Below are 13,150 nucleotides of genomic sequence, written 5' to 3'. Positions count from 1 at the left end.
TCTATTATAGAACCTTTTCAGAAAGATGTCAACAGAATTTTCAGAATTTTTGTGTTAGTTTGGTATATTCTGAAAAATACTTTTAAGGATATTCTAAAGTAATAACTATTCGTCTCTCTTGCGCTTCGCTAACAAAGTTTATACCGAAAAAGGGTTCACTAAAAACCGATTTTTCTATATTTTTGATATAATTAAATATAAGAACAATCAAGGAGAAAGATATGATCTTAATTACAGGTGCCAATGGTCAACTCGGCACAGAACTACGTTATCTGCTAGATGAACGAAATGTAGACTATGTTGCAGTGGATGTGGCCGAAATGGATATCACTAATTCTGAAATGGTTGAAAAAGTATTTGCTGAGGTTAAGCCAACTCTAGTCTATCATTGTGCAGCCTACACTGCTGTTGATGCAGCCGAAGATGAGGGGAAAGAACTGGATTTTGCCATCAACGTAACTGGAACTGAAAATGTAGCCAAGGCCTCTGAGAAATACGGAGCTACTCTCGTCTACATCTCAACAGACTACGTCTTTGATGGAAAGAAACCTATCGGACAAGAGTGGGAAGTCGATGACCTACCTGATCCACAGACAGAATACGGACGTACCAAGCGAATGGGAGAAGAACTTGTTGAAACCCTTACGTCACAGCATTACATCATTCGTACTGCTTGGGTTTTTGGAAATTATGGAAAAAACTTTGTCTTTACCATGCAAAGCCTAGCCAAAACACATAAAACTCTCACCGTTGTCAACGACCAACACGGTCGCCCAACTTGGACACGTACACTGGCCGAATTCATGACCTACTTGACTGAAAATCAAAAAGAGTATGGCTACTACCACTTATCAAATGACGCAGCCGAGGACACCACTTGGTATGACTTTGCTGTCGAGATTCTTAAGGACAGTGATGTTGAAGTAGTGCCAGTAGACTCTAGCAAGTTCCCTGCTAAAGCTAAACGCCCCCTCAACTCAACCATGAGCCTATCCAAAGCCAAGGCGACAGGTTTCGTCATCCCAACCTGGCAAGATGCCCTTAAAGAGTTTTATAAACAAGAAGTAAGAAAATAAAAGCTTACTACATACATAAAAAGCAAGAGACCTCGAGTTCTCTTGCTTTTTTAGTATCTGATTATTTAATCACTTGTTGCGTTTTAGCATAGTTAGCCTCTACTGCTTCTTTTTCAGATTTCCACCAGTCTTGGTTATCTGTGTACCACTTGATGGTCTCTTTGAGACCTGCTTCAAAGTTGGTAAACTCTGGCTTCCATCCTAGTTCATCACGGAGCTTGCTAGCATCGATGGCATAACGAAGGTCGTGACCAACTCGATCGGTCACATGGTCATAAGCGTCAGCAGGTTGCCCCATCTCCTTGAGAATGAGCTCTAACACTTCCTTGTTATTCTTCTCACCGTCCGCACCGATCAAGTAAGTTTCACCGATTTGACCCTTGGTCAGAATCGTCCAAACGCCTGATGAATGGTCATTAGTATGAATCCAGTCACGGACGTTCTTGCCTTCACCATAGAGTTTTGGCTTAATGCCACTCAGGATATTAGTAATCTGACGTGGGATAAATTTTTCAATATGCTGGTAAGGTCCGTAGTTGTTTGAACAGTTAGAAATAGTCGCTTTAACGCCAAATGAGCGTACCCAAGCTTTGACAATCAAGTCTGAAGCTGCCTTGGTTGATGAGTAAGGCGAGCTTGGATTGTACTTGGTTTCAGCGGTAAATTTCTCACCTGGACCTTCCCCATGACCTGGCAAATCTTCACGCAGAGGCAGGTCACCATAGACTTCGTCAGTCGATACATGGTGGAAACGAATGTCATATTTACGAGCCGCTTCTAAAAGTGTGTAAGTTCCGATGAAGTTGGTGTGGATAAATGGACTCGGATCATTGAGCGAATTATCATTGTGGCTTTCTGCCGCATAGTGAACGATAGCATCAGATTCAGATGCCAGCTTGTCCACCAACTCAGCATCAGCAATATCTCCAACAACTAACTCAACACGATCGCCTAAAATCTCTTCAATATTGGCACGATTACCCGCATAAGTCAGCTTGTCCAGCACTGTCACATGGACATCTGAAAAGTTATTGTAAACATAGTGGACAAAGTTAGAACCGATAAAACCAGCTCCACCTGTCACGATAATTTTTTTGTATTCAGTCACATTGTTTCCTCATTTCTTAATATTTTGCACAGATAAGAATTCGGTAATTTCATTATAAAAAAGTAAACCACACATATATAATTCATATGATACAATGCCGCTAAAACAAAAGTATCTAATAAAATTAAAAGCAAAATCGAAGATGCAATCATTCAGTTGGCCAAATAGAATAGAATTTGATAATGGAATAACGTATAATATATATATAATAATTGGAATTAGTAATACTAAAGATATTTTTTTAAGAAGATTAATTTCTTCATATTCCTTGACAGTATTTTGAAAAACTTTTCTATTCTCGTGTAGTCCAANAAAAACTATTAAGAAAGCAGAAACGCCTATAGATAGACACTCTGTCCATTGAAAAATATTTTCTTCTTTTGTCAAAGTTGTAATTGTAGAAACCAAAGATAGTAAAAGTATGGATAACAAAAATTCTAGCATTATAGTTTTCCACTCATAAGATTCGGTATATTCTTTTTCCTTCATCTATAAATTCTCTCTTACAAGTCTTCTTTTTTGAGCGGTTTGACATCCTTAAGTAGAGGATGGTGTTTGTCTGCCTCTGAAACCTCAGCTTCCGCTAGGTTTTCCCACTCAATTCCCAAGGCTGGATCAACATAGTTGACAAAGGCATATTTGGGTTTGAGTTCAAGAGCCCAGTAGTCATTGACCAGATAGCTATAGGAAACTGTATCCGAGAGGACTTGGAAACCATTGGCGACGCCACGAGGGACAAAAATTCCCTTACTAGCATCAATCTCTGTCTGGTAAACATTCCCAAAAGTTTCACCCTCACGCAAATCAACCCATGTTCCTAGAACCTTCCCATTATCTGCAACAGAGATATACTTGTCCCAAGGTTCAGCATGGAGGCCTCGAAGAACATTTTTGCGAGAAAAGCTGACGTTATTTTGCAGTTTCCCTTCAGCAAAGAAGCTTTCAGGAAAGCCAAGTGGTACCATCTTTTCCTTCTGAAAATTTTCCTTAAACCAACCACGATTGTCACCATGAACGGGAATGTCAAACTCTAGCAGTCCTGGTATAGCATCAATCTTGCGTACCGCAAGTGTTTTTCCAAAAAAATTATCTGTCATCTAGACTTCTCCAATCAAACGGAGCAAATATTGTCCGTATTCATTCTTCTTCAGAGGTTGCGCCAACTCTAGCACATCTTCACGACTGATATAGCCCATGCGATAGGCAATTTCTTCCAAGTTTGCAACTTGAACATTCTGCATCCGTTGAACTGTTTCGATATACTGAGAAGCTTCTAGCAGGCTTTCATGGGTTCCCGTATCCAACCAAGCAAATCCTCGCCCCATCAGCTCAACAGAAAGGTCACCACGATCTAAATAAGCCTTGTTGATATCTGTAATTTCTAACTCGCCACGTGCACTTGGTTTAATGCCTTTAGCAATTTCTACAACATCATTATCATAGAAATACAGACCTGTCACGGCATAGTTGGAGCGAGGACGTTCTGGTTTTTCTTCTATGGAAATGGCATTCATGTCTGTATCAAACTCGACCACGCCAAAACGCTCTGGATCCTTCACTTGGTAGCCAAAAACAGTCGCACCTTTCTCTTTATTGGCTGCCTTTTGGAGCATTTTGCTCAATCCAGGTCCATGATAGATATTGTCGCCCAAAATCAAGGCAACACTATCATCACCTATAAATTCTTCACCGATAAGAAAGGCCTGAGCAAGTCCATCTGGACTAGGCTGTTCCGCATAGGAAAGCTTGATCCCAAATTCGGAACCATCCAAGAGCAAATCCTTAAAACGGGGTAGATCTTGAGGAGTTGAGATAATCAAAATATCTCTAATCCCAGCCAACATCAAGGTTGAAAGTGGATAGTAAATCATGGGTTTGTCATAAACCGGCATAAGTTGTTTAGATGCAGCTCGAGTCAAAGGATACAAACGTGTCCCCGAACCGCCTGCGAGAATAATACCTTTCATAATAGGGTACCTTTCTTTGTTGTTTGCGCTTTTATTTTACCATGTTTATAGACCAAAATCACACCTCACATTTATATTCAATTTTATACATTTTTTATAAATGATCCATACGATTAAATAAAAATTAGGCTTATCAATAATTTTATGTAATCACAGTATCAAGTTGCTATTTAATTACTCAAATAGGCTTTATAAAGCACCTGAACAAAATTCGAATTCTTTGTTATTGCAATTTTTATGTTTTACTTTGTATTCATCGGAACCAGACAATAATCTAAGGCTTCTCCATTCGGGAAGACAATCTTTTTTGCTTGTCTCTTAATCTCTTTATTAAGTGATTCAATCAAATTTGTGAAGTAAACATTAACTCTAATGTGTTAAAAAGTGAATAAAATTTTCACTATTATCAAGTGTTGCCATGACTTTCCTATAACATTGTTTTCAATATTCTATTCATTTCTCTCTTACTGAACGTCTTCTTTTGAAGCGAGGAATTTTAGTTCCACAGGATTAACTACTGTACTTCCTGCCGGGACATCATGTAAAACCATCGTACCTGCTCCAATTTTAGAGTTTGCTCCAATTTTTACATTTCCCAAGATAAATGCATAGGCTCCTATAAAACAGTTCTCCCCAATGATAATTCTATCATCATCGTTTTTAATCCCTAATGTTACATGATGTTGTATAGTCACATTATCCCCAATGATAGCATTGCTACTTACAACTGTTCCCATCCCACGATGTTCAAAATTAACGTTTTTCCCAATTTTAGCTTTACGTGGGCACTCAAAACCATATAGAACTCTGAGCAGAAAAACTCCACCCTTAAACTTTCTACTCCAATTGTAAATAAAATAAAATAATTTCATGATTTTCCTTTTCTTTGCTTAGCAAATTATCATTTTTTATAAGCTTTAAAATAGTGATGCCCTACTCTATCCTTCTCTGGAGGCAAAATCATGTAATCTCCATATTCATGCCGCAGAACTTTATCAAATTCTTTAGGAATCCTAAATTCATATTTCTCAAAAGGAACCAAAATAGTCTCATCAAACCATTCACGCGGAAAAATATCTTTTTCTCCCCATGACAACCAAATAACGCAACCTACATATTCACTGTTATCGTAGCCTTTAACTCTGGCTAACTTAGCTAGTTGATTTTGGAAGTAATCTTTCCCAATCATTTTAGAGAATAGATAAACTGGATACTTAATCAACTTCCTAAAAGTTGATGTTGTCGTTTCAATCGCAAAATGTTCCCTAGTTGCCTGATAACAAAACGATGATAAACGATCCCCCTTCATACCAAAGGCAACTGCCTCTTCTTTATTATCTCCCAAACCATCATAGGGATAGATATCAATGAAAACTCCCAAACCAAAAGGTTTCTCATTTTCCATCTCAATTCGGTATCTCTGATCGCTAATTCTAGTAATCATATAAGGATATTCTGGACACTCTTCTCGATTGAATACTTTTAAATGTGGATAATCGGCGATATTTTCCTTCAAATACTCCAATAGGCGGTCATAATCTGGTCGGGGCATCATAATGTCAACGTCATCATCCCAAGGAATATACCCTTTATGTCTAACCGCACCAATTAAAGTCCCGTAAATCAAAACATAGCGAAAATGGTATTTTTCACAAATACTAGCAATCGTGTGTAAAATTTCCAACGATACTTCTTGCATCTCTCGAGTAGTTAGTTCTTTCATATCATCCCTCCCGATAATATCTCAATAGCATTCTATACCTAACAACAGTCTCTTAATCAACTACTATCATTTTTATCAAAATAAGTGTTTATAGTAAGTATTCGGTATTCTCGACTTTTCTTCTTCAAATTTATATGTTAGCTTATGGAATGGTGTCTGTTCGAGAATATAACCATACATCACTTCGTCAAACTCTTCAAATAAGCGTAACTGCAAAATATGAGGAGTTGAATTATTGAAAGGAACTACCTTACTCCAGTATTCAGGAAATTCTTCGATTGCTAATTGAAAGAAGTGATGGAAAATAAAATAATCAACCACTCCATTATGATTCTTCCAATAATCATAAAGCAAATCTTTTGTCATATTTAAAAGAGGATGGTTAGAGTAGCTAGCAGTAATGAACCAATTAGAAATTGCCAACGCCTGTCCATCAAGACCTGGTTTTAAATTTTGAAATAGAAATAAATCAGAATCTAACATATAGGCAGGAATATCTGAACTCGAACAAAATACCGTCCCATCAATCCACGTACCACCATACTTGGTCAGTAATTCCAAACGCAATAAATCTGCAAAGTGCGCTTTTGAAATAAAACCCTGAGTTGCTTTTTCTTTGATATAGTCTGGAAAAGTCACATAGTGATGGTAATTATCATCTGTCAAAACAACCACTTCTCTGTCTGCTAGGTGTTTTTTTACCGAAGCGATACACTCCTGAACCACATGAGGGGCAGCATCTAAGCCTTGAAACCAGCAAATCCATATCTTATTTGATGTCTCATTATGTCGCTGATTATAGCTAAGTGAATACTGTTTCTCTCTCTCCAAGTTTTTAATAGTCTGCTTATACTTCCTTCTCAATCTTGAAAGAACTACATTACTGTTATTTAGACGGACTATCTCTAATGATTTTTTTGAAAAACCAACCAGAGGTAAAATAGCTATCGTTCGAAAAAGCACCCTTGACTGAATTAAGTCTTTAAAAATCTCTGCGCCCTTTTTTTTAATCAATGTTGCAAAAATACTCACTAAAACATCCTTTCTAAACCATAAGCATACATTCTGGTATATTCATGTTGAACCTTTGAGAAAAATATTAAGGATACCTCAACAATACCTAGTCTTTTTTTAGATAGTGTAGTCCCTACGTTTCTTATAATTTTATGTGTCTTATTTTTGTCTGTAATAGCAAAATCAGTACCAAATATACTATAATTGTCCCGATACCATATACAATAATAGATAAAATATTATTATCGATAGCTAAGAAAATCTTTAGCCAATGTATAACGATGACTGACCCTATCATTGCCAAAATATTTTTAGTTATCTCAATGAATATATAGCTAATCTTTACATCTATACCAAAATTCTTTTTAAAACGAATATAGATGAGAGCAAGCGAAATCATATTAGATAACACGGTTCCAAGAACAATACCATAAACTCCAAAAAGGCTAACCAACAACAAGCTCAGTATAATCTTTATGATGCTAACGATAACACTATTCTTAAAGGTTTCTTTTGTGTTGGAATTTGCGTAGAAATATCGGTAAATCAAGTCACGGATAACATTAAACTGTTGCCCGCTGATATAAACACAGGCACACATATAAAGAACATTCACATTTTCAAGTGTAAATTTCCCACCAAAAAATAGCAAAGATAGCCCTTCAAAACCAACATTTACAAAACCTGCAATAATAATCGCTAAGACAGCATGGAAAAGGATGCAATAATCCCAAAAATATTTAGATATATTTTTAGTCTTTAAATTTGCTATAATTTTAGGATAGACATACACTGTTAAATTCCCAACAATAACCGTATTTACCATCGTAATAACCTGTGAAGCATAAGTTAGGATTGTAGCCTGTCCCACTGCTAAATTCGTTGCAATCGTAGTATCTACCATTGTATGCAACTTATAAACTCCTGAACTTAATACGATTGGCCAAAATACAATCATCATATTTTTAAATTCTGGATTCTTGAAATCAAAGCAGAACTTGTATCTAAAACCTATTTTGATAGCAACAATAAAATCTAAAATCAAATTGAGGACTGACCCCGCAATCAAAAGTGAGAAATATAAATAGATATTATCAATCACTCCGAGCAATAAAACAGTTAATACGATCATATTGACAATCAGTACGATTATCTTTGGGATATTGTATCTATCCTCAGACTGATAGTAGGCCGTGGTTACAGCTAACAAAGAGAGAATTCCTTGAATCACAAATGAGATTATCAAAAAATCTGAAGCGATAGCTATAAAGTCCGTCCCTCTGGCAGTTAACGAAGATAGTAAAGGTATTCGAAAAATAATAAGCCCCACACTTAACAATAAGATACAACCGTAGGTAAGGGTGATGAAAGTATTCACTGCTTTAGAAGAAATTTTTTTCACATAGGCCGGAATAATTACAGTGGTGACTCCACCCGTCACAAATGAAAAAATAAATGTTGCAATTTCTAAAGAAAAATTGTAAGCATCCATGTAGTCGGTTGCACCAAAGCTAACAGCCGTAAACCTAGATTTATATAAGGCCACTATTTGAGATAAGCACGTTAGTATGATCATCAAGGTTAATTGAACAGCTGTTTTTTTGTTTTGATTACTTTTTGTTGCTGTATTCATTATTTCAAAATGTGCCTCTCATTAATCGTTCATCTAGCTTCATAAAATGTTCATCAGCTTGTTCAGCTATATCCGTACTTCCGCCAAATAATAAATAATTCAAATCCTCGGGAACTTGACGATTTATATCTGAAACTGAAACACAATAGTGTGATAAGTCAAAATTAGCTAAAAACTTTTCAAATTTTTTATTATAAGCGATAGGGAGAACTGACACACCAAAGACCATGCCAAGAATCATACTATGGAATCGAGAGGCAATGATTTTTTCTGATTGTTGAATAGCAGCAACCACCTCTCGCCAATTCTCTCCATTATAATTTAAAATAGATAGTTCTGACCGTTTAGTTGCTGGTAGTTTTTCTATAATTCTATCGATAACCTCTTCATCTCCTTCCATTTTACAAAAAGAAGAAAGGATAATTTCATAACCCTGTTCTTTATAGTAATTTATGCAACGAAGAATAAATTCTTCATAATTAGTTCCATATTTTTTTATAGCTTCCCCTTTTTTAAAACAGTCTACGACCGAAACAAAAATTCTTTTCTTTTTCTCGTTCACTGTTGGAATGATACTCTGTATTCCCAAAACGATGTCTGGTGCAAAACGAACCTTTGTTAATTCTGGAAACTTTTGCTTGGACCATTCATCACGGAAGCAGATATCCTCTGCCTTAGCTAGATAATCTTTAACAAGCAAGCGATATTCTTCCGTTACATAAGGACCGAAATTTGCCCCTAAAATATAAGTAGGATTTAACTGAGGCATTCCAACTAAACGTTCACGATCAACTGCAGCAGCTGCATCTTCCTGAAAAATAGATCCCCCAATCACAACATTGAGTTGGCACTTTTTCTCTATTTCTACATAGTAATCTTTATTATAGTTAATTAAAAAACGATCTAGTCCTCTTCTTATTTTTTTATATGGATGGACAATGATATTTTTTTCGTCACAAAATACGTTTGTGTATTCTTCATTAAGAATTACATGAAAATTATGATTTGGATATCGCTTGGCAAGAATATGCAAAAATAAATCATCACCTAAATTAACATGGAAAAAACCTCTAACAAATACTTCCATTATATATACTCTCCCTTATATCATCACATATGGAATAGTCGCATCTATTCCTTTAATTCCATAATAAAACCACCAATAAAGCAGAAGGTAGGCAAGTAAGGCACTAATCATTAAAAAACGACGTCCTTTTTGCGGTCTGCAGTAACATAAGGAAGGATAGGCCAAAACATTCACAGAAGAGAAAAAATAGGCAATTCTTCCCGAATATACGTTTACACTAATTAGTTGCAAACACAAAACCTCTAGAATAAACATAGCTATGAAAAATCTAGCATAACTTTCTCCTTCATTCCACTTATTCCAGCTGATAAGTATAAAGAGCATAATTGGAAACCGATTCAAGAATTGATTCTGTACAAAATGAAATGTTCCGCCAAAATAATTTACATAGCTTCCTAAACCTATAATTTTTAAAATACTAGACACTAATCCTAAGGAAAACAGGGAGGCTATACCTAAAACCAATATGAGAGCAACTTTTTGAAGTTCAACTCTCCTTGAGAATAGCGTGTCAAGTTGCTGTTTTGGTTTTATAAAGTAAAACATCGCTGCAATCAGTAGCAAAACTACACCAGAAGTATGGAAGGAACAACCCACCAACAAACAAGTAACAAAGCCCTTCTTATTTCTCTCAATAAAGTATAAAATACCCAATAAAGTGAATGCGACTGCTATTGATTGTCTCATCATATTCAAGGTTGAATTATAGGTAGTAAGATAAAATACCATCATCCCTAGCCATGCTGGGTATTTCCCATATTTTTTTATAGCTAGATAGGTTGGAGCTATCATAAGCATTTCCAAAATAGACTTTGTCCAGAAAGCACCTAATAACTTTGTAGTGATATAGACTACAAGTGTGAAACCTCGTTCAAAATCTTTTACTGATAAAAAACGCCAAATTCTATACCAACTAGTATTCAAATATTCTGAGAAAGAATGAGAGGAGGTAGCAGCATTAATCGTTGGCATTAAGTAAACTTCTGTATCAGTTCCAATATGGTCTGCTCTAAATCCTGCAAGCATGCAAGGGAGAGCTAAAGCTAATATAACAAAAAAAAGTCTTTGATTTTTCTTTATTTTCTCTGATAATGCTATCAAAGAACTAGAGGCAAAAAAGACACCAAGATAAGGTAACATCCCTACTCCTTATGATCTATTTTTAATTTTCAAGTATAGAATCCTCATTCTACTAGCTACTGCTAACAGCAACCACCACTTGTTGAGTAATACTGTTAATTGCAAATTTGCTTTAGATAGTTTTCGTTCTTGAATCAAATCCACTGTCTGCTTATCCAACTCTGATAACAACTGTACTGTGTAGTCTTTTAAATCTTGCGACAACAAACCCATTTCTAGCAAATCTGCAAGAGAATTGAATAGTTGCTTTATGTATATCTCTGTTGCCCTTTTTTCAAATGTTTGTTTATGTTGATTGCTGGCAAACTGATTAATCAACTGAATCATATTTTTATAGGCAACAGCATTGTTTGCTATAAAAACCTTAGAATGATTTTTCAAACGGTTGTTGGACGTATTTGTGTCTAATTTATAAATATAGGTACATTGAGAAATATAATACATTTTAGGTTTTTGTAATAAGACATGGATTAAAAAAGTCAAATCTTCTCCCGTTATCATCGTTTTGTCGAACTCTATATGGTGTTGGTCTAACAATTTTTTTCTTATAATCTTACAAACAGGACCATTTAAGGTCCCATCGCTGACAATCCTACTAATTACTGTCTCAAGATCGATCTCGCGTGAGTCACCTTCAAACGCCTTCCACATATACTTTTGTTGGATATCAGTCGCTAAATCGCTAAAAACAAGGTCATACTTACCATCCAAAAGATACTGTTCTAGCTCATTAAAGGAAATAAGAATATCATCTGAATCAACGAAGATAATGTATTGTCCTTTAGATAGGCTAATTCCCATATTTCTCGCTACGCTAACACCTTCGTTAACTTTTTTATAAAATCTAAAACCAGCCTTTGTCTCTGAAAACTCTCGACACCAGTCAGATACACTATCCTTTGAACCGTCATCAATGATAACACATTCCATATTTAAGGAACTATTCTCATCCATAAAAGTTTTGATAGACTGAAAGCATTGTTCTAATTTATCTATAGCTGTATTGTACACAGGAACAATGATGCTCAAATGTATCATACTCTCCTCTTTTCCTTCAAAAATATTAGCTTATCTCTCACAACATTCCATGATAATCTCGTAAAACCATTATCCAATCGTATCATTTACTAAAAGTCTGAAACAATAACAAGATACAGTAAATGAATTAGCGCAACAGTGAAAAATCAGTAGGAGATATGTCTACCATCTATTAATACGTTTTACGAATTGAAAATTGTCTCGTAGCTAGTGACAATCTTTTCCCAAGTGAATGTCTCCGCAATTCGTTGGTTTGATTTCTCGTCTAATTCAGAAATGGCAACCTCATTAAATCGTTCCACTTCTTCGATTACATGCGCTAGCTCATCTTTTTTCCAGTAAATGGCTCCATCCTCACCAACTTCACGGTTGAAACCAACATCTAGTAACAAATTTAGTTTTGTTGATGCAAGGGCTTCTAAAAGCGATGGGTTGGTCCCTCCAACCTCATGCCCATGGAAATAGGCGAAAGCATTTTCACGAATGTACTTGAGCAACTCTTGGTCATAGACAGTACCTACAAATTTAACCCTAGGATCTTTGTCAAAACCAGTATCCTGTAACAACTGGTCGTAAAATTTATTCTGCTCCACATTTGTGATGAGGACAAAGTCCTTCTTGGACTTGGACTTAATAAATTCACGAATCATGGTTTCGTAGTTGTTTTCAGGAACGAATCGTCCCACCACTAGATAATAGCCATTTTCGCTAACTCCTTTTTTCTGATACCAGTTCCGAACCTTGGTATCTTCTACCTTCAGGCTTGAAGGAGCAGTGTCTGTCCCATAGGCAATATAGGTGGTCTTTGGTTGATACTGCTTATAGTCCTCTTGGATATATTTTTCGATATTTTTGCTATCACATACCAATAAATCGGCATGCTTGACCATGAGTTTCTCTGAGAATTTCCAGTACTTACGAACTGGCAGGCTCCATTTTGCTCGTAGCCATTCATGACCATCTGGATTTACCAGCAACCGGCCACCGATCGCACGAATTTTTTTCTTGAGTCCAGAAATAAAGGGCCCGATGCGACAAGCTAAAATGTAAAAAATGGGAGCCTCGTCCTTGTTTTCCTTAGCCAATTCAATAGCCTTATTGACCGCTGCAATATCGTAAGCGATAGCACGAGCCGGGCCAATATTAGGCACATCAATGTTGAAACAAATGGAGCCATTGTGCTCAAACTGGTCATCCGTGATGCCAGATTTAGCTGAATTTTCACGCATACAAGCAACATAGTATTGTATGTTGCTGTCTTTTTGGTATTCGGTTAATTTTTCAACAAAGGTTTCAAATCCTCCATACTTGGCAGGAATCCCCTTTGAACCAATGATATAAACTGACTGTTTCATTTCTCTCCT

Annotated in this window: 13 protein-coding genes; 1 reads left to right on the top strand and 12 read right to left on the bottom strand. The window is 36.2% G+C overall.

Annotation, left to right across the window (positions count from 1 at the left end; translation table 11 throughout):
* Positions 1-221 precede the first annotated feature (221 nt).
* A complete protein-coding gene (gene rfbD / locus D8852_RS00405; RefSeq protein ID WP_000600919.1) occupies positions 222-1,076 on the top strand; it encodes a dTDP-4-dehydrorhamnose reductase in 855 nt (284 codons plus the stop codon).
* A gap of 61 nt (positions 1,077-1,137) precedes the next feature.
* Here the strand turns inward: rfbD and rfbB are convergent, their stop codons facing one another.
* The 12 genes from rfbB to cps2T form a co-directional block, all read right to left on the bottom strand.
* Entirely contained in the window at positions 1,138-2,184 is a 1,047-nt protein-coding gene (gene rfbB / locus D8852_RS00400) for a dTDP-glucose 4,6-dehydratase (RefSeq protein ID WP_125424852.1), read from the bottom strand.
* Between the two features lie 503 nt (positions 2,185-2,687).
* Positions 2,688-3,281 (bottom strand): dTDP-4-dehydrorhamnose 3,5-epimerase family protein, encoded by a 594-nt coding sequence (locus D8852_RS00390; protein ID WP_125424854.1) that lies wholly within the window; start codon positions 3,279-3,281, stop codon positions 2,688-2,690.
* The gene (gene rfbA, locus D8852_RS00385) at positions 3,282-4,151 is read right to left on the bottom strand and encodes a glucose-1-phosphate thymidylyltransferase RfbA (RefSeq protein WP_125424855.1); all 870 of its coding nucleotides are present in this window, start codon (positions 4,149-4,151) and stop codon (positions 3,282-3,284) included.
* 242 nt (positions 4,152-4,393) lie between these two features.
* The gene (locus D8852_RS00380; RefSeq protein ID WP_185755556.1) at positions 4,394-4,498 is read right to left on the bottom strand and encodes a hypothetical protein; all 105 of its coding nucleotides are present in this window, start codon (positions 4,496-4,498) and stop codon (positions 4,394-4,396) included.
* Positions 4,499-4,615: 117 nt separating this feature from the next.
* On the bottom strand, positions 4,616-5,023 hold the full coding sequence (locus D8852_RS00375) for a serine O-acetyltransferase (RefSeq protein ID WP_125424856.1): 408 nt from the start codon (positions 5,021-5,023) through the stop codon (positions 4,616-4,618).
* A 29-nt stretch (positions 5,024-5,052) separates the two neighbouring features.
* Entirely contained in the window at positions 5,053-5,874 is an 822-nt protein-coding gene (locus D8852_RS00370; protein WP_125424857.1) for a LicD family protein, read from the bottom strand.
* 75 nt (positions 5,875-5,949) lie between these two features.
* Positions 5,950-6,906, bottom strand: coding sequence for a capsular polysaccharide synthesis protein (locus tag D8852_RS00365; protein WP_125424858.1), 957 nt, complete (start codon positions 6,904-6,906; stop codon positions 5,950-5,952).
* A 124-nt stretch (positions 6,907-7,030) separates the two neighbouring features.
* Positions 7,031-8,521, bottom strand: coding sequence for a murein biosynthesis integral membrane protein MurJ (murJ, locus tag D8852_RS00360; protein WP_125424859.1), 1,491 nt, complete (start codon positions 8,519-8,521; stop codon positions 7,031-7,033).
* A gap of 4 nt (positions 8,522-8,525) precedes the next feature.
* Positions 8,526-9,608 carry a polysaccharide pyruvyl transferase family protein gene (locus tag D8852_RS00355; protein WP_125424860.1) on the bottom strand — a complete coding sequence of 361 codons (1,083 nt, stop codon included), beginning with the start codon at positions 9,606-9,608 and terminating at the stop codon, positions 8,526-8,528.
* Between the two features lie 15 nt (positions 9,609-9,623).
* On the bottom strand, positions 9,624-10,748 hold the full coding sequence (locus D8852_RS00350) for an EpsG family protein (RefSeq protein WP_125424861.1): 1,125 nt from the start codon (positions 10,746-10,748) through the stop codon (positions 9,624-9,626).
* Positions 10,749-10,757: 9 nt separating this feature from the next.
* Positions 10,758-11,786 (bottom strand): glycosyltransferase family 2 protein, encoded by a 1,029-nt coding sequence (locus D8852_RS00345; protein ID WP_125424862.1) that lies wholly within the window; start codon positions 11,784-11,786, stop codon positions 10,758-10,760.
* Between the two features lie 182 nt (positions 11,787-11,968).
* On the bottom strand, positions 11,969-13,141 hold the full coding sequence (gene cps2T, locus D8852_RS00340) for a beta 1-4 rhamnosyltransferase Cps2T (protein ID WP_125424863.1): 1,173 nt from the start codon (positions 13,139-13,141) through the stop codon (positions 11,969-11,971).
* Positions 13,142-13,150: the final 9 nt, after the last annotated feature.

The organism is Streptococcus mitis, assembly GCF_003942695.1.
In the GTDB taxonomy this organism is placed as follows: Bacteria; Bacillota; Bacilli; order Lactobacillales; family Streptococcaceae; genus Streptococcus; species Streptococcus mitis_BD.
Note: the sequence above shows the minus strand (reverse complement) of the source record. Positions and strands in the feature narration are given on the sequence as shown.